The organism is Desulfosoma profundi (assembly GCF_055387865.1).
Genome location: NZ_AP042420.1, coordinates 2,023,745 through 2,049,268, shown reverse-complemented (window position 1 = coordinate 2,049,268; position 25,524 = coordinate 2,023,745). Strand labels below are relative to the sequence as shown.

The following is a 25,524-nucleotide window of genomic DNA, read 5'->3' as shown; positions in this document are numbered from 1 at the left end:
TGCCGCTGGACCAGATCGTTACCCCGAAAGGAGAAAACACTTGGCTAAGATCCGCGAAAAGATCGCTAACAAGGCCGTAGAGGTCCTCGACGGCGACATGACGTGCAATCGCCTTGCTGATTCCCCAGGCCCAAAAAGCTCTTTTCTATTAATGTGACCTCTCGACTCAACCGGGCTTGTCCAATAAACGGTTCAGATCGTGGAAAACCATGCTACGCCTCGCTCTCACGATCTAACCTTATTCGTTAGGCAGGATTACGCCTCTTGATCACGAGAAAAAGCGCTCATACTCATCGTGGTGACCAATCCAAAACCACGTCACCGTATCTCCTTCAAGAACACCTACCGCACGATACCCTCTTGTTATCCGCACAGACCAAATATTTTCCTCACAATTGATGCACTTGAAATGCAGAGAAGGATGAAAGGGGTTCTGGGCCCACAGCCGAAAAGCCTTCCTGGCACTGTGCTTGATGCCTTCATCAATGGAAGCATAGGCTTCCCAGAACGAAGGCAAAGTGGCCGACTTCATAGCCGTTCAAAGTCCATCGGTTCTGCCTTGCCGGCGGCGATTTCTTCCTTGGCATGGCGGGCGGCCGCAACGAGCTTATACTGTGTACGCTTGCACAACGCATCCCATTGAAGTTCATCCTGCAAGTCCAGGATATACTCCCGCAGGTGTTCCACCACTCGTTCTTGTATTTCTTCGGGCAAAGTTTCCAGCATTTTCTCCACCGTCGCAATTGTCGTGGAAGGCATTTTCGTCCTCCTCCTAAATATGTTCTACTCTCCTACTCGCACTTTTATTGTGACTGCAAAAGCGTGTATAGGCAAATGCCTAACAACAGGCCTAACCGGCGCGAAAACACTCGGCCAGCAAGGTTGCGGTCAACACCGATTAATATTCCCCGCATGGTTTAGCGTCCGGCTCAGGCCATCGTTAGGCAAGTGATTTCGCCTGTCTATCTATCACCTTAATCCGTGAAATAGCGCCTATGCATAAAACTATTTTACTTTAGATATCTCATTGGATTTACATCTCATTTATGCTATAGGGTCTCCTGTCACATTTTCACCCGGCAGGTGCACTCATGAAGAAAATTGAGATCGAACAATCTTCGAAGGCCTTCTACAGCGGGCAGGCAGGCTTGGCCCTTGTGGGGAATCTGATCAACGGCTACACGAGCCTGTGCGAGCAGTTGGAAAAGGAAGTTCCAGGGCGACCAATGATCTCGCACGCGGATGTGGTCAAGACCTACTTGGGGCTTCTGTGTCTGGGCAAGAGTGACTTTGAAGCCGCTGCGGGCGTTGCCGGCGATGACTGGTTCCAACAGGCTCTGGACATTCAGAAGGTTCCTTCGCAAGAAACTTTGCGGCAACGTTTGGACAAGCACGCGAGAGTTTTCGAACGTGTTGCCGGCGCAAGTAGCGTAGAACTGCTTGAGAGGACTCAGGTTCCCGTGACGGCGCTTTCCACGGGGCACGTGCCTTTGGACCTGGATGTTTTCTGCCTGGACAATTCCGACACAAAGAAAGAAGGGGTGTCGCGCACGTACCGGGACTATGACGGATACGCGCCGATCGGGGCCTACCTTGGGCAGGAGGGATGGTGTCTGGGCCTGGAGCTTCGCCCTGGTTCTCAGCATTCTCAGAGCGGATTTGTTGACTTTTTGCGCAAGATGTTGGTGCATGCGCGCAAGGTGACCTGCAAGCCCCTTTTGGTGCGAACGGACTCGGCTCACGACGCCCTGGAAACGCTTGTGGAGCTTCGCCGACACCCCAAGCTGAGCTTTATCATCCAATGGAATCCGCGCCGGGCCGACGTCCTTTCCTGGCGTGATCGGGCCTTCAGTGAAGGCCGTGTGAGTGAGCCCCGCCCCGGCCAGAAAGTGGCGGTCTTCAGCACGTGGGTGACGCGACACCATGAAGAGAGAACCTATCGGTTTCGGCTGGTGATCCGGGTCACCGAGAGGATATCGGATAGCGAGGGGCAAATCTTGATCCGGCCGGATATCAAGCTGGAGGGCTGGTGGACGTCGCTTTCCGTCCCTGAAGAGGAAGTCATCGGGTTGTACGAGAAGCGGGGTCTGAGCGAGCAGTTTCACAGTGAGATCAAGTCCGACCTGGACTTGGAGCGGTTGCCGTCTGGAAAATTTGCCACCAATGCGCTGGTGTTGACCCTGGGCGGACTGGCTTACAACATTTTGCGCATCCTGGGGCAAAACGGGCTCCTGGGCCATTTTTCGCCCGTACGGCATCGGGCCAAGCGACGTCGCGTAAAGACCGTGATCCAGGAGCTGATCTATATGGCAGCGCGCGTGATCCGAAGCGCTCGTCGGCTGAAGCTCCAGTTTGGTCGGCATTGTCCCGCTTTTCACGCTTTTCGGAGTGTTTATCTGAAATTTTGCCCAGCGTAGGGATCGCCGCCGCAAAAGCCTGAAAGCTCCTCTGGCCATAAGGGGGTGAAGAGTGTCCGAAAATGTCTGAGATGGCATCGTCATGAGAGCTTTTCAGTCCTTGAAAAGGCGATGACCCGAAAAAGTGGCTGAATCAGGGCATCAATGAGCCCCAAAATGGGTTCCGAATCCATGCTCGTCAGTCCACCCAATCACACTTCACTGATTCAGGTATCATTTCTCCTAATATCCTTAAGCTTTCGTTTTGCTTTAGTTTTTCCATGGCCATAGATATATAATCTTCTACAGAGTATAGACTATAGACTGAACCAAATAACGCACATTGGTTCTCCACGCGATCATCTATAAATGCCAAGGCCACAAGTAAGCCGAAGTTGGACAGTTGTGGTAAGGTAGATATTTTCATCAACTCTTTGGACAAATCGTGAAGGATACGTACATAACCGTCGGGAACGCTGCCAGTCTCCAATGCATGTTCCCACCATGAACGGGGGACCGTCATTGAAAGATGGGCGAGTATACACTTGGCCCTCTCTTCCGAGTCTTCCCCACAGTCATACAGGCATAATGCAAGGCTCTCGAACCATAGACTCATGACAATACCTTCCAAAATCAGATTGCTGCGTTCATTCAGTCGTGTCAATTGTCGCCCGTAAAGGGCCCACCGATTGTCGGCCAAACCGGTCCACTTTATAAAGCGGCGCCAGGGCGATACCTCGTTGTTTATAAAGTGACGATCGAGTCCATCGACGGAATGTGTCAATGAAAATGAGATGCCTCCGGCAAAAAGTTAGACTCTTAAAGCGTCGCTCGATCGCCTGTTGATCCAGACGCCCTACGCGCTTCTTCCGTTACCCCCATTCCTACCCCTGTTGGGCGATTCTGAACATATGTCATCCGATCCTTTCTCCTACCTGCCTTACATAAATTAGACGAGGGCTAGGTGCCTCACCTGCATTGGCCCAGAGGGTAGGAGCTATCAGATCGCCACCCCCGCGGAGAGAAATTCCCCCGTCTCAAGGAACCTGTCTCGTCTCGCCGGTCAGCAGATTTGCCTCCAGCAGCTCGGTCACTCCATGGATTGGAATAACACTTGATGCCTTGACCATCCACGTCACGTCAGCCCGAGGGGAAAGGAGCTGATACATAAGCCCCTGCGGGGTGTAGCGAAAGTTAACGACTTGGACCTCTTCACTACCGTTTTCTTCCAGATGGATGGCCTGCTGGCCCGGAGCAATAACCGTGACCCAGTCACCTGTGGTCTCGGCTGGCTGATCAACGATACTCACTGCTGAGGGAGTGGTTGAATTGACACACTCATTCAGCAATACAAGGTTCGCTTCAAGCGTCACGTCGCGACGTTCCAGCGTTTCAGTGAGCCGAATAGCTGCGTTGAGCACCTCAGCAAGGCGCTCCACAAGTTGCTTGGTGAGACGCAGGCTTCCATGGACGGCGTCATAGATGCAAACGCCCTGGCACTGTGAATCCCATACAGATGATGGCTTCGCGTGAAAGGTGCCAATGCCAAGATCGCGCTCCTGAATCCCACACACGGCACAAAAGGCTGTGAGCACCCACTGGGCTACACCCTCGGATAACACGGCACGGTGAGGGAAATACCAGCAGACACCCGTTGTTTCAAAGAATCTGCTCACGGGACGTTGCGCATATGGAGAACCTTGTCCATAGGGATTTGGTAGACTGTTCGGCCCACGCTGCTCGGTAAATCCTACTACGCGTTCACTGACTTGCACCTCCGCCTCAGCGACAAAACCAATGTCCGAACGTCGGATGTTGAGCACCCCTCCCGGAAACTTGGGAAATACCATATTCTGCAACATCGGCTGTGTGGTCCATCGGCGTTCCCGCCTGACGAAAATCTCCCCTGTGCGGTAGTTGAATTGATACACTCGGTATGGACGCGCCATGTAGTAGTAGATTGCTCCGGGGTAGGCTTCACGGAGCGCCTGAGAGTAGGCGAGGGTCCCAAGACGACTGTTGATCGGTCCCCGTGGTTCGCGCACATTGAAGTTCTTCTCAATACCGCTACGCAATGGAAACTCGTAGTGTGGACCCGCTTGGGCACGTTGCTTGAGTGGATACAATTCATCGGGCACGCTCTCTGTAGGATTGATCTCGTTCTCAAGGAATCGTGTGAAGTCGCTGGGAAGCGACTGAAAGGGTATCTTCGTGTACTGCCCATTACTCGCTTCGCTTGACTCCACGGCTGCGCAAAGGGCGTGCGAATACTGAATATATTGATTTTCCAGGTACAACCACCCCGGTTCTGGAGCTTTCTGCAGATAGCCACGGAGCCCCGTTGAGGAGCTGGTGATAATGCCGCCGTCGTCTACGAGGAGGCACAAGCCGTCATTCTTTCTACCCGCTCGACCGAGCCGCTGCCAAAATGCTTTCACCGAAGGGGGCGTGCTGAGGAGCAAGACAATGTGAATCTCACCGATGTCTAATCCAAGTTCTAAGGCGCTTGTTGACACTACTCCAGCAAGATCCCCTCGCATGAGCGATTTCTGAATTTCTTTTCTGTCTTCTTCTTCATAGCCCGCCCGGTATGGGAGTATGCGGAGTTGCCCAGATCTGGTACGGTGCTCCGGTAACCAGGTGTCCTCCATTGCAGTCTCTTCCTCAGCGCTCTCTGATTCTATGGATGCTGATCGTTCCGCAATGGCAACGAGCTGTTCTACCATCTTTCGTGAGTCGGCAAAGGCCAAAAAACGACTCACCCTTGCACGCGCAACGTTTAGCACCAGATTAACAAGACTATCAAATCGATTCCCGCTGCTATGCCGAGCGAGCAGGATCGTCTTGCGCGGACTCATTGCCCCGTCGTCCTCTTGGCCCAAGACAGCAGGGCGGCGGCCAGTAAGCCTCTCGATGAAATCGCCTGGCTCCCCGATAGTTGCGGTGCTTGATATGATGCGCTCTATGCCCGACACGGCCAGGAGTCTCCTGATAAAATAGGCCATGTTAGTACCAAAGACTCCATCGTAGACATGAGCTTCATCAAGAATCAACAGACGCAGATGTGAGAGAAAACCTCGAACCTCTCTTTGCTGTAAGTGGCTCATGAGCCATGCATGTGCCACATCCGGCGTCATGAGGACAACGCGACGATTCTGAAGAATCAATGGGCGTTGGTCTGTAGGAATGGCGCCATCGATGTACCCAGGAGCCAGGCCCAGTGGTTCCAACGCACTCTTCCATTTGGCCAGTTGATCCTGAATGAGGGCTTTAGCCGGGTACAGCGCAAGAGTTCTGGCCTCTGCATCGCGTTTTAAACGATCAGCGGTCGCAGTCATGAAGACGAGGCTTTTTCCAGAAGCGGTTGCGGTTGCTAGGCAGAGGTCGTGTCCATCCAGCACCAGCCTGAGCCCTTGAGCTTGATGTGAGTACAGACCCTGTGGATAAGAGTGCGTGAGGACATCCCGGACTTCTGGATGAATATCGCTGGGTATCGGGGCATATTTAGGCATCCGTCCAGGCAAGCTGATCTCGTCCAGGACTTCAAAGCCACTTTGCTCGGCTAGTAGCTTGACTTGTGCGCCTGATGTCATCATGGACTCCTTTGCCCCCGAGCCTAGGGATTCTTAACGCGAGTAACTACAAGAATGCATAAAATGGAGAAGAGCCTTGGGCCGAACGCGCAGCAGAACCGGCTGGCTTTGGAGCGCCAGCGGAAAAGCCGGTCCGGGTTGAAGCTGTTGTTAGCGCTCATCGTCCAGTTTGTAGCCCACCATATTGGATATCTTTTTATGGCCAAGAGCGATGCCGGCAGCGAAAAGGGCGACGTTGTGACTTTCCCCTTCGCTGCCGCCTGGCATTCGGTACTTTAGGTTCTCCCCGAAGTTGCGGAGTTCGGAGAACGCACCCGTTTTGGGCGTATATGACCCGTCGCCCTTTGGCTGTTGCGGTTGATACGCTCGTTGCCGCAGCTGCCCCAGCGGGTGTGGATCACGAGGCGGGGACCTGAGATCCCCCCCGGCGGTACCTTCTGGAACGCCTTGTCGGTGACGAACCGCCCGGCCGCTTTAGGTCGCTTGGAGATTCGGTGGCCGCCATCGTGGTAAGGTGCCTCCGACGAGCCATGGTTGAGCCCATTGTCGGTGGCCCGCTGCGACTTGGTTTTGCGACAACGACATGTCCCTTGGTCCAGATTGAAAATTCGAGTATTCAACCGGAGGCCCGGGCAAAGGAAACAGGGAGCGCGATTGTGAACAACTGAGACAACGCCTTACATGCCTAAAAAGCGGTCTTGACGATTGCCCCCTTGATCCTTGCTCCAGCCCCTCCCGCTGGCATCACCTCACGTCAGCCTCAGGCAGTTGCGGTTGAGAATGTGAGTGCATTTCTCGCCGCCGGGCTGGGCTTTCACCGCTTCTATGAGCTCCTTTGCCGCGTTGAAAGCTTCGCCCACATAGGGCTGAAGATGGCTGGCATAGCGACCGGTACCGGGTGCGAGCAGTTCGAATGCACCTTCGATTCGGCCCCCTCTGCCGGATGATTGCCCCCGCATCACCTTGATCCTTAACCCTGCGTTAAATGGCTGCGCGCCCTCGAGCACGGCGCCTGCAGGCGCTCCGGTCTCCTTCACGGTTCCTGGGGGTGTCCGGCCCATATCTCCCTCCTCCGTTTCCCTGGTGGACGAGAACATGCAAGGGACAAGTGATTCGAGCGATGAAGCAATATACCACAATTATTTTCGATCCAGGCGCAATCCGCCGCGTGACACGATTGAAGGCCAAACGGCCGATTTCGTCGAGGTGACATCGAGGCGCGAGCCGCGTTTTGTTACGGCGTCTTATACCCCTTCTGCATCTCCTGCATGAGCCTTTGCATTTCCCGGAAGCTTTTGCGCTCCCGGACGAGATCGAGGACGCGCCGCAGGTCTTCCTCCTCCAAGTCCAGCAATTCGTCCATGATTTCATCCAGGAGCGGGTGGGCCGCCACAGCGGCATCCATCTTTGCCCTGGTGCTCGACCGACAGCCGGTTTCACCCTCGGCGGTGCCGATGCCGGCAAACAACCAGCCCGGATTGATACGCTCCTTTTCACAGAATGCGAGCATGGGCTTGAGAGGCACGTTCCCGCGATGTCTCCAATTTGAGACAACCGTTCGCTTCACCCCGAGCACCTCCGCAAGCTGCGTATCCGTCTTCAAATCCTTCAATGACTTCAGACGGTCCAGAATCGCATCCGCTGTCGTTGTCCACATAATGCAATTTTTCCCCACCCGCCCCTACGGCCTGGCAGATGGAAAATCCCGCGTGGTGTTGAAGGCATGGCATCCCGAAAAGAAAAGGGCCTCCATCCGTTGCGGATGAAGACCCTGATATGTCCTCCTGGTGCCGAAGGCCGGATTCTTATCGCATCCTAGTCTTACTGCAGTTACCAACGCTCCTGCCAAGCGTTTTTTCACGCAATATCACCGCCTGTTGCTGAGATGGACATGGCAGCATGAAAGACCTAGTTAGCCTCCATCTAGCTTTAGCTCGGTCTTCTCAGCTTTGGGACAGGCGGTGTTGTTTTTTCACAACGCGCGCACAGAATTGCCTCGTGTAGAGGCAGCAAGCATTAGCTCAATACCCAATAACGCTTCCCCTAACAGGCAGTATTCACCCCATCGATCACCGATCCAAACCCAAGCGACAAGCTCCTCATAGCCAGGACGTTTCGACCAAGAGGCAAAATGGCAGACGTCAACCGCGTCGAGTGGCTAAAATCCGTGAAAACGCAGGACAGCGTGTGCAAAAATCGCTGTTCAAATACCAAGTCAACCCATTGCAGTTCCAGCAACTCGAAAAGAAGCTTTTGGCCGTAATCGATGAAGCGGGAGACAGGTTGCGTTACTTCCGTGTTGCCGAACCCACAAAAGTCCGGGTCAAGCAATATGGCAAATTCCGTCTAGTGGACTTCGAAGGAGCGTTGGTCGCATGAACTGCGAACCTCGAGGGGGGCGAAATCTGGGGAGCGACCGACGGCATCTCCACCTCGCTGACCGACAAGACTGTTGGGAGTTTCAGGCCCCGCTTCGCACATACTGCCTTCTGCCTTCCCCATTTCTTCCAGGTCCCCCCGTAAGACTTCCCTGAACAGAAGCAGCAATGCGCTGAACGCCTGATTCTGGGTAGAGGCGCTTACTTTCTCGACCATAGCCAGACGGGTTAGAAATGACTTGACATCGGTAACTGTAGGCTCGCCCGTAAGGCCGGCTTGCTCCCGACACGCCAGAAAGCGTCATGTCCAATGCAGATAAGTCTTCTCCGTGCTTTTTGTGTAGTGCGCAGGCGGATGATCTCTTGCATCCGTCTCAGCATGTCCTCCTCATTGCCGGACCATGCTTTCCTTGGTCTCTTCTCCCCGGATTTACCCGAATCCGCTCGATATTGATACCGATAGATACGAACCGCGTCCGTTGTCTGCCGGGTCTGCCATGGCTGGATGCCGGTCTGTTCTCCCAACACAGCCAGGAACATGTCCAGCGTTTGCTCGAAGGTGTATCCGCGATGCTCCGTCGCAAAGACCAGGAACTCCCGCACCCAACGAACCAAGCGAGGCTGGTGCTTGGGCGGTGCCAGTTGCCGTTTGCGAAGAAACTCGGCAAAACCATCAAGTTTCGGCTCAAGTTCTTTCTCGGCTCATTTCATAATTGTCTCCTGATTACACAATCTCCATAACGTCATTGTAGGCGTATTATGGTATTTGACAACCTGATGCCGATCAAGTGGACCTTTCTTGCAATTCCCTTGACTTGGGGCGTTGGTATGTAAAAAAAATAATTTAATAGGATTGACCAGGAGCCGTCCCGGATAAACGGAGATTGTGTAGAATAAAGAGTTAGCCGGACAAACAGGGTCAATCATCCATCGACAAGGAACAACACAGTTGTAAACCTTCACGGAACCTAAAGCATTGGTGGAAAACGCGGATTACCAGGGTCAGAGGCAGAATAGTCCGGCGGGACTCAGTGATGATATCATCGATGAACCCATAATCGAGCTGATTCTTTTGCGCCGAATGGTTTTCGGTGAGACAGATCAATTCCTATGCGTTACAGGTTGAACCCGACAGATTCAAGTCGAAAGACAGGGCTATACTCGATTACAGGGAAGTTTTGAGGATGGAAGAGACACGAAACGAGTTCTTTACTCAGCTAGAGGAGTTGCTTGACAAGCAGCAATGGGGAGATGAGTCTGGCTAACCAGCTCATGCAGCCGACCGCCCTATCGAGGATTTGATTGAACCTTAATCCGTGAGGGTGCGTCTATACATAAAATTATGTTACTGAAGACATCCTGTTGAATTTAATCCCTTTTTGTGCTATAGGGTCTCCTGTCACATTTTCACCCGGCAGGTGCACTCATGAAGAAAATTGAGATCGAACAATCTTCGAAGGCCTTCTACAGCGGGCAGGCAGGCTTGGCCCTTGTGGGGAATCTGATCAACGGCTACACGAGCCTGTGCGAGCAGTTGGAAAAGGAAGTTCCAGGGCGACCAATGATCTCGCACGCGGATGTGGTCAAGACCTACTTGGGGCTTCTGTGTCTGGGCAAGAGTGACTTTGAAGCCGCTGCAGAGGTCGCCGGCGATGACTGGTTCAAAGAGGCTCTGGACATTCAGAAGGTTCCTTCGCAAGAAACTTTGCGGCAACGTTTGGACAAGCACGCGAGAGTTTTCGAACGTGTTGCCGGCGCAAGTAGCGTAGAACTGCTTGAGAGGACTCAGGTTCCCGTGACGGCGCTTTCCACGGGGCACGTGCCTTTGGACCTGGATGTTTTCTGCCTGGACAATTCCGACACAAAGAAAGAAGGGGTGTCGCGCACGTACCGGGACTATGACGGATACGCGCCGATCGGGGCCTACCTTGGGCAGGAGGGATGGTGTCTGGGCCTGGAGCTTCGCCCTGGTTCTCAGCATTCTCAGAGCGGATTTGTTGACTTTTTGCGCAAGATGTTGGTGCATGCGCGCAAGGTGACCTGCAAGCCCCTTTTGGTGCGAACGGACTCGGCTCACGACGCCCTGGAAACGCTTGTGGAGCTTCGCCGACACCCCAAGGTGAGCTTTATCATCCAATGGAATCCGCGCCGGGCCGACGTCCTTTCCTGGCGTGATCGGGCCTTCAGTGAAGGCCGTGTGAGTGAGCCCCGCCCCGGCCAGAAAGTGGCGGTCTTCAGCACGTGGGTGACGCGACACCATGAAGAGAGAACCTATCGGTTTCGGCTGGTGATCCGGGTCACCGAGAGGATATCGGATAGCGAGGGGCAAATCTTGATCCGGCCGGATATCAAGCTGGAGGGCTGGTGGACGTCGCTTTCCGTCCCTGAAGAGGAAGTCATCGGGTTGTACGAGAAGCGGGGTCTGAGCGAGCAGTTTCACAGTGAGATCAAGTCCGACCTGGACTTGGAGCGGTTGCCGTCTGGAAAATTTGCCACCAATGCGCTGGTGTTGACCCTGGGCGGACTGGCTTACAACATTTTGCGCATCCTGGGGCAAAACGGCCTCCTGGCCCATTTTTCGCCCGTACGGCATCGGGCGAAGCGGCGTCGTATAAAGACCGTGATCCAGGAGCTGATCTATCTGGCAGCGCGCGTGATCCGAAGCGCTCGTCGGCTGAAGCTCCAGTTTGGTCGGCATTGTCCCGCTTTTCACGCTTTTCGGAGTGTTTATCTCAAATTTTGCCCAGCATAGGGATCGCCGCCGCAAAAGCCTGAAAGCTCCTTTGGCCATAAGGGGGTGAGGTGTGTCCGAAAATGTCTGAAATGGCATCGCCATGAGGGCTTTTCAGGCCTTGAAAAGGCGATGACCCGAAAAAGTGGCTGAATCAGGGCATCGGTGAGCCCCAAAATGGGTTCCGAATCCATGCTCGTCAGTCCACCCAATCACACTTCACTGATTCAGGTTGAAGGCAGTTTCGCCTTTGAGCAGGTCTTTTTAGGAGAACATAAATATAGCATCACGATTCAGACCTACGATCTGGCGGTGGTGAACTGTTTGCGTGCCTTGAGCCAGTATTCCCAGTAAACAGACAATAACCGGATTACTTGGGGAAATACAAAAGATTCGGATCGGGTAAGGGACAACAAATGTGTCATCTTCCGGTTCACATCCCCTGAATACCGAAAAGGCTTTTTATCTGAAGTGGAGCGTCTATTGCCAAATGGCCTATGGAATGAATATGCACGAAGCGATAATGATCCCGGAAGACTTGTTAAATGAAACTGGTCAAATCTTAATGGGAGGGCTCTATGAAGGAAAGGATTAACCAGTACATCAAAGAACTCCAAAATGCTATTACGGTAGCGGGTCTCAATTATGAGATATGGTGGGTATATAAAGAAAAGGAAAGCCGGGCTCGATTCGTTGATACTTTGAATGATTACCCTCTCTTTTTTCAAACCTCCCTGCATGCTCATTTCGTTGCTATGGTTATTGCCCTCTATAGGCTTTTTGAAACTCGCCGGGACTCTGTTAATATCCCTCGGCTCGTCAAAATGATAAAGGATCAATCATCCGTCTCCGAAAAAGATATTCAAAAAATTGAAAAAGACATTTCCCGGATCAAACCCTTATGGGTGAAGGTATCCATTCTTAGGAATAAACTGTTCGGCCATAAATCAAATGCTCTTGACGATGAAGAAATATGGAATGAAGTGGAAGTTACGCCCAATGAATTTAGAGATTTGATTGATGAATCCAAAAAAATCCTCAACCATTTGACATTACTTTGGGACAGAAGATCGCACGCTTTTAACCTTTCATCAAAAGAGGACACGATAAGATTGTTAGAAGATCTTATAAACCTGAAAGAAACAAGGCTAAAACATTGGGCTTGACAAGGATGCGCGGAAAAAACGCCCGCACACCTGTCAGCCCAAACGTTAACCAACTTTCTTTCCTTCTTTCTTACCAGGCTCGACCGCTTCCTGTCGGGCCCTTTACGCCAGTTCCTCACCGGCCGCCTTTTTCAACGCCTTGACAAGCTGCTGCTTGTTCTTCAGCGGGCCGCTGAGGTGTTTTTTCTTCGCATCGATCAGGGTCGCGCCTCGGAGCGCCTTGTGATCGACGCCGGGTTTCAACTCGTCGAGCAGGTCGATCACGTCCTGTTTGGTCATGTTGAGGGAGACGCCCTTGGTTTGGCCATCCCTTGGAGCTCGACTACGGTTAGCTCATGCAGTCCGCCGCTCGGCGGAATCTTCTTAACTCAAGTTTGTCATGTTTACGCATAAGTTATTGTTATTGCTGGAATGTCCATTTTGATTCTTCACTACAAATTTTCAATCGATGCTCAAAACCCTTTTCAAGGGGCGGTAGGCTAGTCCAAGGGCGTTGTAAACTTCCACATGAGTCGGCTCCGGCTCTGAAGTGTGACAGATGTCGATCACTTGTCCCTTGTCGTTGGTCATACGGGTGGTGACCCGTACTTGTCCATTCAGATCCGTTCGCAAGGTGGACCAGTGGTGGCGGATTCCAGCTGCATGAAGGGTCCTCTGGATAACGCACAGCACGTGGTAAGCAAGCACGGTGACAAGAAGGTGCCCGTGAAGGCGACGCGATAGGCGGTGATGGACCGGCCGTATCGCTTTTACAAAACAAGAGGACTTCGCAAGAGTCTGCGCTTCGAACCGCCCTGACCGTTCCCGAAGGACCTTCGTGGACAACGTGGGGATCGCCCTCCGGAAAACCTTCAACCCGTCGCCGGTCCACACAAACGTAATCTAGCCCCTTGGCCCGAAGCATCTTGAGATTTTCCTCCGTGGCCATGCCTGCATCTAGGACCACCGTGGGCCTGGGGCTCTGCATTTGCGATCTATTCCAGTGCTTTTCAGGCTCGGCCTTAGCGGCTTCGAGGCTCTTTTTCCGCAAAAGCGTTGCAAAATGAACCGCCAGTTCTTGAACACGTTGGGGTTGGGTCAGCTTGCACTGGCCGCTCATCGGGGCTTCTATAAGCTTTGCCAGGCGCTTGGAGTCTTTGCGTTCCAAATCCAGTTTCCCCAGGTTCAGGAGGCTCCTCTGCCTAGGCCATTTAGGAGTCCTGAAGGACTCGACCAGCTGGTGGTAAAAGTAGGTCTTGCCAGTTTCAGGATCTTTTTTTGCACGCGTCGGATGAACATAGCGGCAGTGCATTACCACGCATGAACTGAGAAGTCAATAGGAGTGGTGTAGTATCTACCACTACATTCGACTTTGGCCATCCTCCTGAACGTATTTTCAGCAGCTTAGCAAACCTTACCCGAGAAATTTCTCAAAAATGATCCCCGATAATGGCAAATTTGGGTTAAGTCGCCCGTTCCCCGGCAGCTGAGCGTGCGCCCGGGGAAAGAACTGCACGTCCGCAGGCACGCCGTAAGGCAGTGCCTTCGCTGCCCTGCGGATGATGCTGTTTCTTTTTCACCGGTGCAGACGCGGGCGCAAGCGGGCGGGAGGGAAACGGGCGCGGCAGCACAAGGAGTCTTCTTTTGGGGGGACTCATGGTGGGGAGCGCGCCGTCAGGCCTGGCTGACCTCAAAGGAATGACCCGAAAGATCAGCCAGGCCTGAGCGGCGCGCTGGGGCTCCCCTCCCGTTGAGAGGAGAAACCAAAGGTGTACTCCCGCCGGCCGTGTTTGACATCGGAGGGTTGACCCCAAAGCACGGCCTGGCCGGTGTGCGCCGCCGGACCGGGATTGATCGCGCTGCGTCACCGCGGCGTGATGGGCGCGGCCGGTTGCTGACCCCAGGCCTGGAGACATCGTTTCGCGCGGAAGCTTCCTCTGGGGGGAACGGCGCGCGTTTCGGCCGGCCGGGGCCATGACGCCGCGGCCCTCCGGGGAAAGGTCGCGGCTGCGCTGTAGAGGGAGGACCACTTCACCGATCGCGTTGCCTGGTACCCAAGCCCGCCCCCCACCGGGAAACCACCGACAGCGAAGCATTACCCCAAAGAGGTGGTGGCCAGGCGGGCAGCGGCGCCGCAAAAAGGAAAGATCCAGAGCTGACCCTAACTGCGCAGACCCCAGAAGCAATATCTTCGGCTGGCACTCTTAATGCCGACGTGCACGGAACCCAAACTAGATGTAAGGCATGCACAGTTAGATGAAAGCAGCGCGTGACAAGGACCGCCCCCCGGACCTGACTCTGGGGTGGGGCCTGGTGACGCGCGGCACCCTTTTTTCTTAAAAGATCCACCGTATCTCCCTTCCCACATCTCTACCGCAGTACTTGTGTACTGAAAATCGTCTGAGATCGAGTTCAGAAATAGCACCTGGCTCGATAAGCGTCTCATCATGAGCCCTGATTAGCTGAATAACTTTTTCAACTCCGAAAACACGGTGCAAACCAACCAGTTCAGCGAGGCGATGAGGTACTTGAGTAAATTCCCAGCGGAGTAGATGAAGTTCAATTTTTTCGGAACTGTTTAGGCCGCGCCATTTAGAAAAGTTACCTCTATAAGAGCATGCTAACATGAGCGGGCAACAGTAACACTTTGGTTCTTTTACCGTGCATACAAGGGCTCCGAAATCGAGCAGTCCCCAGTTAAATTCTTTGGCTTTTTTGGCGAGGCCCATTGGCGTTAGAGCGGCAGCAAGCAACCAGTAGATTTTGCTTCTCACCGGGTTTGAAATATTTCCCGCAACGCCAAAGAACCTCCCTAATAACCTGGCAACATTAATATCTACCACCGGTGCTGGCTGGTTAAAATAAAAACACCGTGTTGCGTTCGCAACGTACGGTCCAACGTGAGGGATCTCTAAAAGTTTATCTAGCCTGGCCGGTAATACGCCACCATATCTACTATTTAAAAAAACAGCGACGCTTTCTATAGCTTCTAGACGCTGCTGGTGTAATCCCAGTGGCTTCAAAGCGGAGGCTAACTCTTCGCGGCAATTTCCGGCAGATAAGTATACTTTCAGATAAGTCACTAAGGTGGCATAATCCCTGCAAACCTGCTGGGCTGTTGTCCTCCTGAGTAACAACTCCGTAATGAGCCCTATAGCTGGCTCTATGCCATCACACCGCCACGGGAAAACCCTGCCGTTATTCCCAAACCAACCCAGCACATTTTGTTGAAAATCACGTGTTTCCATTACCTTTTTTAAAAGGTCGAACTAAAGCTTCCCTGATGCGCGTAAAAACCGTTTCAAGTGCTGTGAGGCTATCAGCATAGAACACTTCATCAACAGAGCGTTCCGGTCTGAGCCTTACATCCACGAGTGTATTAGTGGTTGCCGTTTTTAAGCTTGTCATATCAGCACTCGTTGGCTTCTTAGAACCATCTACAACAGCATAAAAAGGTGGTATTTGATAATTAAAATCCCAAAACCGCGTCCGGAGGTGGAGCAAAATGGCTTTAAAAATATTTCCCTCATAAACAAGCTGTAACCTCAGGTCCGGACGAAAACTATCCTTAACTCCTATAGCACAAACAATATTTGGATAGCTGCACTGACCTTTAACCTCGCTGTATAACTTAGAAAAGTCATCAAAAGTGTCTACGGAAAAACTCCACGGGGCGCGATAAGTCTGAGTATCTTCGCGCTCAATAGCAACAACCACATAATCAGGGTTCGAAGTAACTAAACTTACACCACAATCCTGCAACTGCTTTTTGAGGTCACTAAGCATTTCAGTCTCTTTAGCCGCGAATAACTTCTCAAAGGCAAATGTCTTTGCATCCGGTAAGCGCAAAATATAGTAGGGACGCTGTTGATACAACTCGCATTCGGTGTTCCAGCGAGACCAAAAGAAAAAGCCAACAATACCTTCAAACCAGTCCCCGCGGACCTTATTAAATGCTTCTTTTGATGGCGCAGGTTTTCCCCCTTTAGCGCAAGCAGACTTAATACCATCCTGAAAACTATTTATTAACTCAGCTATTATAATGTCACCAGATGTACCTGCTAAATAATGGAGCAGGCATTTTGAACTTTTTTGAGAAAGGAGTTTTCCCTTCGGCTGACCATCCTTACCAGTCACAACCTCTACACAGTCTATATGAGAGCAACTGCCACAATTCAAACCTTAATCCTCCTGTTCTAAGATCTCTCTCTAGTAAACCTTCCTTTCTCAAGATGCTTTCGATTTATCCAAATTAATTCATTAGACCTCCATGCCGCTTTTTTAACGGCACTAACAATGGGGGAAAATTTATTTTCTGGGTAGGTATTTTGTAGGCAAGAAATAGATATTAGCTCCTTGTGCTCTAATTATATTTTTCCGCGGAAATTAATGCATTATCTTTATTTTCAGCCCGTTCCTGGCACAGCTACCATTAGTTGCAAACCCCCACCGCAAACTGCATATAGGGTCCTACTATCAATCCGGACCGATGTACTTCCCTCCGGGATAAAGGTGCCCTTTACAACAGGGTAAGTGCCGGGTGTTACTGCTGGTGCTACCGAACTTTTAGCCATCAGCAGGATCGTGTTACCATCATGGCTATACTTGTAAACACCCGGTTCTACAGGTTCAACGGGAACACCAGTAACATTTTCAAGATTTTTCGATGCTACGCTAATATCGCTCGCAATCACTATCACCATTGAAAGCTCATGTGCAACCTCACTTTGAGTATCTTGCAGCAACCATGATTTAATTTCTTCAACCTGAACAGGATCCATTCTTTTTAATGTTCCGAGAGCATGGGTTGGCCTACCTACAAGGGCAATGTGTTTTAATCTATTATACCAAAAATACTCGATGTAAGGGAGGTTTGCCAGGATAGTTTCTGGCTGGTTCCGGCTCGAGCCAGAACCAGCTAGAGTTGAATCAACATGGACAGCTGGTTTTTTACATAATTCATCCCATATCCGTTTAATTTCTTGAAAAGAGCGTGATCTATCCTCTCCCGATTTAGTCTTGAGCTTTATTCTTTCTTTCTCTTTATCAACTTCTGAAATAGTTATTTCAGCACCTGGTCTTATACTATTAAGTTTAAGACCTACCAACTTTTCAATATCATTGATCACGTCACTAAATTTCATTTCCGGCCTCCTGGTAATTCCGGCGGAAATTTTAGAACACTGGCATCTTCACCCGCGCTCTCGATTGCGGCAACATCTTCTAACCACTGGCGCAAGAAAGATTCAGCTTCTGGATCTTCACGCCCTACCCGCCTGAAGGTTACTTTGTGCGGCAAGCTGATCCGCACGGGGCTCCCAGGCGCAGGACCTTCTTCGCCCCCAAGACTATCCTTCAGTTCAATGCCTGCAGCAAACCTCCTTACATCTGAAACGAAATCCAGAACTATCACTTTTTCTTTTCCAGGGGCAATCCGGAGCCCCCTGCCGAGCTGCTGTATAAAGATCCGCCTGCTGTGAGTAACCCGCTGGAAAACAATAATATTAACCTCGGGAACGTCAACCCCTTCATTGAATATGTCCACTGCGCACACAACGTCTACTGTCCCGTCGTGAAAATCAGAAAGGATCCTGTTACGCTCGTAAGGCCCCATCGACCTGCCTGTGGACGTCTGGGAGTAAATTGCTGCGGCGTTACAAAATCCGAAAGCGTTAATCCGGTCCCTCATTGTAATAGCGTGGTCAATCGTACCACAAAAAACAATTGCTCTCGGGTTTGGCTGCTCCTTCCAAGCAGATTGTAATTCGCAAACAACCGCATCATCCCATTCATTAATAAAGAGCGTACGGTTAATTTGGCGCGGCGTAAACTTGGTACCGTGAAGGTTTTTGAGGGCTTCCCAGTTTATATTATCTGTGTACATACGATAATCCACGTTTGCTAGAAAACCTTTTTTTAACCCGGTCACTATATCGATCGAAATTAGTGGTTCACCAAAGTAATCTTTTAGATCAACTTCATCCGGGCGCCACGGGGTTGCGGTTAGCCCGATCAGAAAAGGCCCGTAGGGCTGCCCTGCACGGGTATCACTTAATATCACGTTATACATCCGGGCACCAACGTGGTGGCACTCATCAATCAGTATGATATCAAATGGTGGTAACTCCCCCCCGCGGCGGATATGCTCTGCTAAAGTTTTCAAGCAAGCAAAAACAAACGCCCCCCTCTCCAGGTCACCTGTGTGCGGGCGCTCGTATTCATTCCATACTATAGTTTCCTGCTGGCTGTTTAAGAATGGCCAAAACGCTCTTTCAAGCTGGTAAACCAGTTCATTGGTATGTGCAATGACCAGTACCTTTACTGGTGACAAAGCATTTAGCCGCCGAATGACTTCACAAGCAACAAATGTTTTTCCTAGACCTGTGGCCATAACAACCATTGCTTTTCGTGTGAACCCTTCAGTGTATGCCTGGATTATGGAGCGGATGGCTTCTTCCTGGTATTCCCTGGGCTTGCCGCCCTGGCCCTTCCAAGAAAGCTTGCGCGCCCGGGAGACTAATACCCCTGAATCCCAAAGTTGTAGCGGTACACCCCTGCTCAGGAGAACCCGCTGGTGTTCGCGGGCGGTATCATCGAAACCATTTAAGGCGACAATTACTGGCACCTGGGCCCGATACACCCTCATGGCCTCGAGAGTTTTGTCGATCACTTCCACCCCCACCCGTTTCCTCCAGTGCTTGACCTGGAATAACCAGCGCTTACCTGCCCGGTGTGCCAGTAAGTCAGCGCCACCATCGCCGGTCTGGCCAACTAGGCGGATATCTCCGAAGCCCTCGTACATTAGAAGGCGGCCAACAGCACGCTCAAAGGCCTGCCATGTCCCCCTCTTTAGGTTTATCTCGTTAATGAACACCGGATCTTAAACCACCTTTTGCTGGAGGAATTCTAACGACATACGCGCCCTCTGAGTAATGCTGGCTTCTGGCGACCTGTACCTCGTGAAGCTTGCTATATCCTCCAGGCAGTTCAGGTATGTGGCGAGAATGCGTTTTTGCGCCTGTTCCAAAATAGTGGCAGTCAGGTCGTAGATTTCAGCATAAGGTGTTTGCCAGAACTTACCGTCAAAAAAAAGTGCGGGGGACTTCCGGAAAATCTCTACTACCGTATGGTCGTCTATATATGAAAGGTACTTTCCAGATAATTTCATTTCACCAAGCCTGCTTATGTCCTCACCCTGGCCTAACATGTTATCAACTAAATATTTCTTCTGCTCTTCGCTCAAGTCGCCGAACAGGTCCCTAGCTCCTTCCCCGAGAAGGCCAGGAAGCCGCCCCCTCAAACTATTAAAGAAAGCCTGGATATCATCCCGGAGCCGTTCTGCACTATCTTCCAGTGTGTCAGCCCACCTGGCGTTTATAATTGCCCATTCAAGGCTGGAAAGCGTATGTAAGCCTTGATACTGTTGTGTGCAGAGACGCCGGTTGGAATCATACAGGTACAGGGCTACTTCCGAAGCGATCATTTGCTCCGGCCGGACCCGGAAAGTTTTAAACAGCCTGTGGTTCAGGTCAATGAATATTTCAATTTTTTCGCCCTTAAAAGATATCAGGGGGATCTGCTTGTCACGCTGTAAATTAGGTGCTATAGGAATTTGGGTGATATAGGTTTCTACATCAATAGGGGAACTATAACTCCCGTCTGCTAGCAAAATTGAACAGCCCGGAATAGAAAGGTCATCTGATTTGTTTGATTGTTTCAAAAGGTGCTCCCGGGACAAGGTGTTTTCCGTACCCCGGGATTCACCGCAGCTGGTGCATACTTCACAGGCGGGACTATTTCGCGTACCACAAACCAAACACCTCCAGGGCTCCTGGATTACAGGAACCTGGGATAAGCCACAGTGGGGGCAGCTTATAGCAGATTGGGGAATTGCCTTGCCACACTCCGGGTTGATGCAACTTTTTGCAATCAAGACGTGACCGCATGCGGAACACACATCGCTTTCCTTAAGGTTTTGGGCCGAGCACTCCGGGCATTCTACAAGTTCCTCCAGCGGGCGCCTTTCAGCCTGCTCAACAAGCTTCCACCACTCTGCGTCATCGTAGTAACCGGGTTCCTTTTTCTTAAATTTTTCGTAATATTCTCTTTCAACATCACGGCTAATACGCGCTGGTTTATCTTTATCGCTGTCCCAGTACCCCATATACATATCCGTTTTACCTGGGGTCCGGACCCTCCTGTAGCCCTGGTAAAGTTTAAATATGGGGCTCTGGTTTTGATCCGCGTTAGGCTGGTTTGGCTGGAGTGAACTGTCACCCCGGAGGTATGACATAGCCCGCTGCCATTCCGGGCTGCTCCGCTGGAAGTCTTGCTTCAAAAAGTCGACAGGTACGTGGTCAAGGTGGACTTCACCTACAATCCGGCCATATGGCTGGTCTATCGGGTAGTCCTTGATTGTCTTCTTAAACTCGTCAACGTACTCGAAGAAAGCAGCTTTCTCACCAATCCTGATAGCCCTGCCGTTCCGGATCAAATCTATCCCGAATTCAGTAGGGTGGTCAAAGCGCTGGATGCCAACCCAACCACGGATTCTTTCTTCAATAGTTTTCAGGTTGGCAGAACCACAAGCAGGGCACTGGTTCTGGTTAGGAGGAACAAGCGCAGTGCATATCCCGCAACGCTTTTGTGTGCCAACCACCACATTGAACCGGTAAACTGCGGGGATCTGCCCGTAATCGCGCCGCTCAACGTACCTGGAGTCAGCCCACACACAGTGCTCAAATGGCTCACAAGGTTCATTGTTAATCAATATGCGGATACCGCGGCTGCGCAGGATAGTAGCGTAGCGCCTGCCTACCTCACTGCGCACCGTGGGCATGCCGTACTGGACTAGCTTCCGGACAAAACCGCTATTCGGGTTCCCCTCGGGCCACCACCCTTTAATTTCAACTACTGTGCCCTGGTCAAATTCCTTATCCTTACGCTCAAACGGCACCCGGTAGCTCCCTGACTGCCTGATATTTTCCAGATCGATAATTACCTCAATAGCATAACTCTCGTCGCGGCGTGCTGTATAAAACCTTGTTATACGTCCTAGCTTGCCTGTGGATATATTGAACCCCATGCCAAATAGCCCGAGGCTATCGTAAGGGTTGTTCCCTGAAAAGCCTGCACGTATAGCTTTTTCTGCCATATCGCGGGTAAGGCCGGGCCCGTTATCGCGAACTATTATACTCCCCTGACCCCTAGCCAGCTCAGTGGGCCGGGGCAAATTAATAATGATAAGCGGGTGTTCAACCGGTATTCCTTGTAACCTGGCAGCTTGAAACGAATCAATGGCATTGTCTATTAGCTCACATAAAGCATCGAGTGGCTGCATCGGGGTATGAGTCAGGGCAATTAGCACTTTCGGGTCCGGGGTAAGGTCAAAAGTGTCCATCTACATCACCTCGAGATACTTTGCAATTGAATGGGCAACGGCCCGTGCCAATTTTACCGGCACTCCGTTGCCAATGGTTTTGAATTTATCAGAAAGAGGCATATCTGGTGGCAGGGCATAATCGTCAGGAACTGTTTGGATCCGGAGAGCCTCGCGGACAGTTAACCTGCGCGGAAAAATTGGGTGGAGGTGAACTTCATTGTTCCCGTAAGCAGCAGTTGGGCTATAACGCCACCTATGCAAGCGTTTAAAACTTTTCCTCGAGACATCCCCTTCCGGTATCAATTGAAACTTACGGCTTTTGGGCTGGAAACCTTCTAGGCCGTTTGGCAGGCGGGCAATTTCCTCCATATTACAGATTAAAGGCCCTACCATTAACTCATCGGGAACACCTTCAGGTTTTTCTGGCTCGGCGCCAAATGGTGACGTACTGGGCCACGGGTAACGGTACTTAGCATCCGGGTAACGGCCCACGGGCCAGGGAAACCACCCCTCGGCTCTTAAGGGTGTATTTAGGCATCTGTACTTTCTTAACCATTTCCGGTGAAAACCGACCATAAACAAGCGCTCCCTATCTTGCGGCACCCCGTATTCGAGAGCATTGATAATTTTATGATCAACCAGGTAATAAAGTGATAACTCGCTTTTGAGCTTTTCAAAAAATAACCTGTGCTTCGCTGTTCGTAGTAAACCAGGAACGTTTTCGAAAAGGAAAAATGCAGGCTGCAGTTCGGTAATACGGTTTACAAATACTTGCGAGAGCTTACCCTGGTCCCCCTCTTTCCCCTTGTTTTTCCCGCCTACGGAGAAGTCCGGGCAAGGGGGGCCTCCTATAATACCAAAAATTTCAGGGCGGGGGGTATTATGAAAAGCCTCTTTTGCGATCTGGTTTGGCCCCAGCGAAATGATAGAGTTTGTATTAATTTTAGAACTAGCACCCTTATTACCAGTTAAACCTGCCATGCCGTGCTCGTAACCCCGTACAAAAGAAAGGTCATATTCATTGCACCATATTATTTTGAAACCTTCCTGCATAAAGCCAATATCAAGAAAACCAGCCCCCGTGAAAAAAGAAAGCAACGGTATCTCCTGCTTAACTGGCAACTGGCGCTCCCGGGCTAAACAAAGGTTAGCTTCTACATTTCCTGCTTGCACCATTTTCCCCCCTCTTTATATTTATCGGAAAACGGCGGTCCTGGAGATCGCCCAGCGAGTCTTCCCGTAACGCTTCAATGGAGCCGAGGCAGGAAAGCCTCGAAAAATCCAGAACAAAGAGAGAGAGGGCTGACAGATAATGACTGGCTTCAATGGGGCCGAGGCAGGAAAGCCTCGGAAAACTCGAGGTAGACTGCTGGGATGAAGGGCATCAATTCGCTTCAATGGGGCCGAGGCAGGAAAGCCTCGGAAAACAACCATCATCACCCCCTTGTGCCCTTTGTGAGGCGACGCATCAATGGGGTCGAGGCAGGAAAGCCTCGGAAAACAACGCGTATTAGGGCAGTGCATCCAGCGGCTGGAGTCCTGCATCAATGGGGTCGAGGCAGGAAAGCCTCGGAAAACAACCTGGGAGGTGTTTATTGCAATGAACCAATTGAGGATAATCAATGGGGTCGAGGCAGGAAAGCCTCGGAAAACAACTCGAATTGCCGTTCGCGCGGTAGCCATTCCGCAAACCCAATCAATGGGGTCGAGGCAGGAAAGCCTCGGAAAACAACCATTATTCGTCCCAAGATTGTTTTGGCTTTGGGGAAATAAATCAATGGGGTCGAGGCAGGAAAGCCTCGGAAAACAACTCTGTTCGATGGCCCACCGGACGCAGCCAGTCCTGCAAATCAATGGGGTCGAGGCAGGAAAGCCTCGGAAAACACTATAAAAAAACAGGAAGGGGATAACATAGAGTGATGAAATCAATGGGGTCGAGGCAGGAAAGCCTCGGAAAACAACGAAGAAAATCCATATCCCCTTCAAAGGACCGTCCGAAATCAATGGGGTCGAGGCAGGAAAGCCTCGGAAAACAACAGCACCTGTTCCGGCGCTGTAACTGCAAGGCATCACAGGCGTCACTGCGAGCGGTCTCCCTTTGGTCCCCCAATCCATAGCCAGAATCCGCCTCCATTGTCAAGCCTTAGTCGGTAAATCTTTATGTTTCCAATAGTTATAAATTGCGAGCGGTCCCGGGGTTTTTGCCGCCACTGGAGCGCTCGCACGCCTTCGGCAGCCTCCTCCCACCATCACCGGGTGCCTTTCCACCACTCGATATTCCTTCCCAAGGCTCCTGACCTTCATCGGAACCCCACCGGCGGGTCCTAGCTCCATGATGAGAACAAAATCTCCCTCCTGCTTCTCAATGGTTCCAAGGGTCTCTTTCACGTGCCGCCGCCTGATGCTGTCAAAGCGGCATTGGAATACGGAAAGCTGCAGTCATTCCCCGTAGCCCTTCAGGGTCCTAGACAAACGGGGCGATCTCTTGATGTCTTTAATATCCTAGCAAAACAGGCCCAAACCCTCCATAGTCCCTTACTGCCCTGCAAAAGAAATCCCACCGTTGGCTTCAACGAAGGACGAAATTGAGATGGCATAGGATTTGTGCAGCGCTGTCGTAGGAAAGATAGAACGCACACCCTTGCCTGTTGTCTGCCGGCATGCCGCATCAGCAAAACCTGGGGAACACTGTTTTTGCATGAGCCTGGACCTATTCTAAGTTCACGTTGAGCGGGGGTCAGGTCTGTCCGAAAAAAGCTGAACAATCACAGTCATGAGCTCTTTTCTGCCACTCGAAAGTCGATGATTCGAGGAACCCGATGAAATAGGACATCATCGACCGCTCAAAATGGAGGCACCATGCGAGCAACTCAACTGGATCAACCACACTTCGCGGATTCAGGCCATGTGTACCAATTAGGCGGATACGCGCCCATCTTGGACGAGACGGAGCAGCGACCAGTAAACAAAGGCTTCGTCTACCTGATCCCTCAGAAGGATGCGCTCGTCTTGACATGACGGACGAGGTTAAAAGTGAGTGCCTACGCACCTTGGCGGTGATGCAGGAGTTGCACAACCTGTCCCGATGAAGAGGGAATTGAAACTCATGTATGCGACCCAGTCCAAGCTGGACCACAGACGAGTTGCACAACCTGTCCCGATGAAGAGGGAACTGAAACCTATGCGGGCAGGATTAAGGGGCCAGGAGAAAACTCCGCCGAGGCCAACCTGAGCCGCTGGTCACGTTTTGTTTACTTCCCCTTATACCCCTTCTGCATTTCTTGCACGAGTCTTTGCATTTCGCGCAGGCTTTTGCGCTCCCGGATGACATCGAGGATCCGGCGCAGGTCTTCCTCTTCTAGCTCCAGCAGTTCGTCGATGATTTCATTTACGAGCGGGTGGTCCGCCGCAACGGCATCGATCTTCGCCCTCAGTTTCGAGCGATGGCCGGTTTCACCTTCCGGCGCACCAATGCCGGCAAACAACCACCCCGGATTGATGTGCTCTTTCTCGCAAAATGCGAGCAAGATCTTGGAAGGCACGTTGCCACGATGTCTCCAATTTGAGACCACAGTGCGCTTCACACCAAGCACTTCGGCAAGCTGAGTATCCGTCTTAAGATTCTTAAATGACTTAAGACGGTCCAAAATTTCATCCACTGACTGTGTCCACATAATGAAATTTTTTCCTTGACATCATCTTTCATTCTAAGATATATGCTGTTCCCGCAACGGCAGGATCCAGCACGACCAATGGTCACATTATGAGACGCCACCTATCTAATGTCAAGAATAATTTGGCCTTAAAGATGCGTAGGAGGCGCAGCTTCAAACGCTTCATCAATCCGACGCTGATCGGCACGATCGGCATACCGCGCGGTTTGCGCTCCCGCCGTCGCA

Annotated in this window: 21 protein-coding genes and 1 CRISPR repeat array; of the genes, 6 read left to right on the top strand and 15 right to left on the bottom strand. The window is 51.5% G+C overall.

Features of this window, described 5'->3' with window-relative positions:
* Window positions 1-268: 268 nt before the first annotated feature.
* Together ACZ5K9_RS08835 and ACZ5K9_RS08830 are read right to left on the bottom strand one after the other, a co-directional pair.
* Window positions 269-532: a ParE family toxin-like protein gene (locus tag ACZ5K9_RS08835; protein WP_464270970.1), complete on the bottom strand. Its 264-nt coding sequence runs from the start codon at window positions 530-532 to the stop codon at window positions 269-271.
* Complete coding sequence (locus ACZ5K9_RS08830) at window positions 529-759, bottom strand: hypothetical protein (RefSeq protein ID WP_464270969.1); 231 nt, start codon at window positions 757-759, stop codon at window positions 529-531. The genes ACZ5K9_RS08835 and ACZ5K9_RS08830 overlap by 4 nt, the downstream gene beginning before the upstream one ends.
* 332 nt (window positions 760-1,091) lie before the next feature.
* Between ACZ5K9_RS08830 and ACZ5K9_RS08825 the strand changes: the two genes are divergently transcribed.
* Complete coding sequence (locus ACZ5K9_RS08825; RefSeq protein WP_464270968.1) at window positions 1,092-2,417, top strand: IS1380 family transposase; 1,326 nt, start codon at window positions 1,092-1,094, stop codon at window positions 2,415-2,417.
* 1,016 nt (window positions 2,418-3,433) lie between these two features.
* Here ACZ5K9_RS08825 and ACZ5K9_RS08820 read toward each other — a convergent pair.
* Window positions 3,434-5,992: a DEAD/DEAH box helicase gene (locus tag ACZ5K9_RS08820; protein ID WP_464270967.1), complete on the bottom strand. Its 2,559-nt coding sequence runs from the start codon at window positions 5,990-5,992 to the stop codon at window positions 3,434-3,436.
* Between the two features lie 60 nt (window positions 5,993-6,052).
* Between ACZ5K9_RS08820 and ACZ5K9_RS08815 the strand changes: the two genes are divergently transcribed.
* Window positions 6,053-6,268 carry a hypothetical protein gene (locus ACZ5K9_RS08815; protein WP_464270966.1) on the top strand — a complete coding sequence of 72 codons (216 nt, stop codon included), beginning with the start codon at window positions 6,053-6,055 and terminating at the stop codon, window positions 6,266-6,268.
* A gap of 470 nt (window positions 6,269-6,738) precedes the next feature.
* On the opposite strand, the gene ACZ5K9_RS08810 is transcribed toward ACZ5K9_RS08815, so the two are convergent.
* Together ACZ5K9_RS08810 and ACZ5K9_RS08805 are read right to left on the bottom strand one after the other, a co-directional pair.
* Complete coding sequence (locus tag ACZ5K9_RS08810) at window positions 6,739-7,050, bottom strand: hypothetical protein (protein WP_464270965.1); 312 nt, start codon at window positions 7,048-7,050, stop codon at window positions 6,739-6,741.
* Between the two features lie 173 nt (window positions 7,051-7,223).
* On the bottom strand, window positions 7,224-7,646 hold the full coding sequence (locus ACZ5K9_RS08805) for a helix-turn-helix domain-containing protein (RefSeq protein ID WP_464270964.1): 423 nt from the start codon (window positions 7,644-7,646) through the stop codon (window positions 7,224-7,226).
* 407 nt (window positions 7,647-8,053) lie between these two features.
* Between ACZ5K9_RS08805 and cas2 the strand changes: the two genes are divergently transcribed.
* A complete protein-coding gene (gene cas2, locus ACZ5K9_RS08800; RefSeq protein ID WP_464273950.1) occupies window positions 8,054-8,368 on the top strand; it encodes a CRISPR-associated endonuclease Cas2 in 315 nt (104 codons plus the stop codon).
* Here the strand turns inward: cas2 and ACZ5K9_RS08795 are convergent.
* Window positions 8,336-8,662: a phage integrase N-terminal SAM-like domain-containing protein gene (locus ACZ5K9_RS08795; RefSeq protein ID WP_464273949.1), complete on the bottom strand. Its 327-nt coding sequence runs from the start codon at window positions 8,660-8,662 to the stop codon at window positions 8,336-8,338. The two genes, cas2 and ACZ5K9_RS08795, sit on opposite strands and share 33 nt — an antisense overlap.
* 1,131 nt (window positions 8,663-9,793) lie before the next feature.
* On the opposite strand from ACZ5K9_RS08795, the gene ACZ5K9_RS08790 reads away from it, so the two are divergent.
* Together ACZ5K9_RS08790 and ACZ5K9_RS08785 are read left to right on the top strand one after the other, a co-directional pair.
* The gene (locus ACZ5K9_RS08790) at window positions 9,794-11,119 is read left to right on the top strand and encodes an IS1380 family transposase (RefSeq protein WP_464270963.1); all 1,326 of its coding nucleotides are present in this window, start codon (window positions 9,794-9,796) and stop codon (window positions 11,117-11,119) included.
* Between the two features lie 557 nt (window positions 11,120-11,676).
* The gene (locus ACZ5K9_RS08785; protein ID WP_464270962.1) at window positions 11,677-12,264 is read left to right on the top strand and encodes an AbiU2 domain-containing protein; all 588 of its coding nucleotides are present in this window, start codon (window positions 11,677-11,679) and stop codon (window positions 12,262-12,264) included.
* A 102-nt stretch (window positions 12,265-12,366) separates the two neighbouring features.
* On the opposite strand, the gene ACZ5K9_RS08780 is transcribed toward ACZ5K9_RS08785, so the two are convergent.
* From ACZ5K9_RS08780 to ACZ5K9_RS08745, 8 genes are all read right to left on the bottom strand, one after another.
* Window positions 12,367-12,543 carry a hypothetical protein gene (locus ACZ5K9_RS08780; protein ID WP_464270961.1) on the bottom strand — a complete coding sequence of 59 codons (177 nt, stop codon included), beginning with the start codon at window positions 12,541-12,543 and terminating at the stop codon, window positions 12,367-12,369.
* 162 nt (window positions 12,544-12,705) lie between these two features.
* Window positions 12,706-12,834: a hypothetical protein gene (locus ACZ5K9_RS08775; protein ID WP_464270960.1), complete on the bottom strand. Its 129-nt coding sequence runs from the start codon at window positions 12,832-12,834 to the stop codon at window positions 12,706-12,708.
* A gap of 1,745 nt (window positions 12,835-14,579) precedes the next feature.
* The gene (locus ACZ5K9_RS08770) at window positions 14,580-15,491 is read right to left on the bottom strand and encodes a hypothetical protein (RefSeq protein ID WP_464270959.1); all 912 of its coding nucleotides are present in this window, start codon (window positions 15,489-15,491) and stop codon (window positions 14,580-14,582) included.
* The gene (locus ACZ5K9_RS08765) at window positions 15,478-16,380 is read right to left on the bottom strand and encodes a Cfr10I/Bse634I family restriction endonuclease (protein WP_464270958.1); all 903 of its coding nucleotides are present in this window, start codon (window positions 16,378-16,380) and stop codon (window positions 15,478-15,480) included. Before ACZ5K9_RS08765 ends, ACZ5K9_RS08770 begins: the two co-directional genes overlap by 14 nt.
* Before the next feature lie 269 nt (window positions 16,381-16,649).
* Window positions 16,650-17,387 (bottom strand): hypothetical protein, encoded by a 738-nt coding sequence (locus ACZ5K9_RS08760; RefSeq protein WP_464270957.1) that lies wholly within the window; start codon window positions 17,385-17,387, stop codon window positions 16,650-16,652.
* Window positions 17,384-19,117, bottom strand: a complete 1,734-nt coding sequence (locus tag ACZ5K9_RS08755) for a DEAD/DEAH box helicase family protein (protein ID WP_464270956.1) — start codon at window positions 19,115-19,117, stop codon at window positions 17,384-17,386. Before ACZ5K9_RS08755 ends, ACZ5K9_RS08760 begins: the two co-directional genes overlap by 4 nt.
* Before the next feature lie 6 nt (window positions 19,118-19,123).
* Window positions 19,124-21,643: a double zinc ribbon domain-containing protein gene (locus tag ACZ5K9_RS08750; RefSeq protein WP_464270955.1), complete on the bottom strand. Its 2,520-nt coding sequence runs from the start codon at window positions 21,641-21,643 to the stop codon at window positions 19,124-19,126.
* Window positions 21,644-22,801: a DNA cytosine methyltransferase gene (locus ACZ5K9_RS08745; RefSeq protein WP_464270954.1), complete on the bottom strand. Its 1,158-nt coding sequence runs from the start codon at window positions 22,799-22,801 to the stop codon at window positions 21,644-21,646.
* A gap of 144 nt (window positions 22,802-22,945) precedes the next feature.
* A CRISPR array of direct repeats spans window positions 22,946-23,662; the repeat unit is 39 nt; unit sequence AATCAATGGGGTCGAGGCAGGAAAGCCTCGGAAAACAAC.
* Between the two features lie 822 nt (window positions 23,663-24,484).
* Between ACZ5K9_RS08745 and ACZ5K9_RS08740 the strand changes: the two genes are divergently transcribed.
* The gene (locus ACZ5K9_RS08740; RefSeq protein ID WP_464270953.1) at window positions 24,485-24,643 is read left to right on the top strand and encodes a hypothetical protein; all 159 of its coding nucleotides are present in this window, start codon (window positions 24,485-24,487) and stop codon (window positions 24,641-24,643) included.
* A gap of 233 nt (window positions 24,644-24,876) precedes the next feature.
* Here ACZ5K9_RS08740 and ACZ5K9_RS08735 read toward each other — a convergent pair whose 3' ends face one another.
* Window positions 24,877-25,284, bottom strand: coding sequence for a helix-turn-helix domain-containing protein (locus ACZ5K9_RS08735; protein ID WP_464270952.1), 408 nt, complete (start codon window positions 25,282-25,284; stop codon window positions 24,877-24,879).
* Window positions 25,285-25,524: the final 240 nt, after the last annotated feature.

What these genes read in the sequence shown, in the direction of transcription:
- ACZ5K9_RS08740 (WP_464270953.1), top strand. Translation starts at nt 24,485, where the DNA reads ATGCGAGCAACTCAACTGGATCAACCACACTTCGCGGATTCAGGCCAT.
- ACZ5K9_RS08775 (WP_464270960.1), bottom strand. Translation starts at nt 12,834, where the DNA reads ATGACCAACGACAAGGGACAAGTGATCGACATCTGTCACACTTCAGAG.
- ACZ5K9_RS08815 (WP_464270966.1), top strand. Translation starts at nt 6,053, where the DNA reads ATGGAGAAGAGCCTTGGGCCGAACGCGCAGCAGAACCGGCTGGCTTTG.
- ACZ5K9_RS08790 (WP_464270963.1), top strand. Translation starts at nt 9,794, where the DNA reads ATGAAGAAAATTGAGATCGAACAATCTTCGAAGGCCTTCTACAGCGGG.
- ACZ5K9_RS08825 (WP_464270968.1), top strand. Translation starts at nt 1,092, where the DNA reads ATGAAGAAAATTGAGATCGAACAATCTTCGAAGGCCTTCTACAGCGGG.
- ACZ5K9_RS08785 (WP_464270962.1), top strand. Translation starts at nt 11,677, where the DNA reads ATGAAGGAAAGGATTAACCAGTACATCAAAGAACTCCAAAATGCTATT.
- ACZ5K9_RS08770 (WP_464270959.1), bottom strand. Translation starts at nt 15,491, where the DNA reads ATGGAAACACGTGATTTTCAACAAAATGTGCTGGGTTGGTTTGGGAAT.
- ACZ5K9_RS08745 (WP_464270954.1), bottom strand. Translation starts at nt 22,801, where the DNA reads ATGGTGCAAGCAGGAAATGTAGAAGCTAACCTTTGTTTAGCCCGGGAG.
- ACZ5K9_RS08835 (WP_464270970.1), bottom strand. Translation starts at nt 532, where the DNA reads ATGAAGTCGGCCACTTTGCCTTCGTTCTGGGAAGCCTATGCTTCCATT.
- ACZ5K9_RS08820 (WP_464270967.1), bottom strand. Translation starts at nt 5,992, where the DNA reads ATGATGACATCAGGCGCACAAGTCAAGCTACTAGCCGAGCAAAGTGGC.
- ACZ5K9_RS08750 (WP_464270955.1), bottom strand. Translation starts at nt 21,643, where the DNA reads ATGGACACTTTTGACCTTACCCCGGACCCGAAAGTGCTAATTGCCCTG.
- ACZ5K9_RS08760 (WP_464270957.1), bottom strand. Translation starts at nt 17,387, where the DNA reads ATGAAATTTAGTGACGTGATCAATGATATTGAAAAGTTGGTAGGTCTT.
- ACZ5K9_RS08805 (WP_464270964.1), bottom strand. Translation starts at nt 7,646, where the DNA reads ATGTGGACAACGACAGCGGATGCGATTCTGGACCGTCTGAAGTCATTG.
- ACZ5K9_RS08830 (WP_464270969.1), bottom strand. Translation starts at nt 759, where the DNA reads ATGCCTTCCACGACAATTGCGACGGTGGAGAAAATGCTGGAAACTTTG.
- ACZ5K9_RS08810 (WP_464270965.1), bottom strand. Translation starts at nt 7,050, where the DNA reads ATGGGCCGGACACCCCCAGGAACCGTGAAGGAGACCGGAGCGCCTGCA.
- ACZ5K9_RS08780 (WP_464270961.1), bottom strand. Translation starts at nt 12,543, where the DNA reads ATGACCAAACAGGACGTGATCGACCTGCTCGACGAGTTGAAACCCGGC.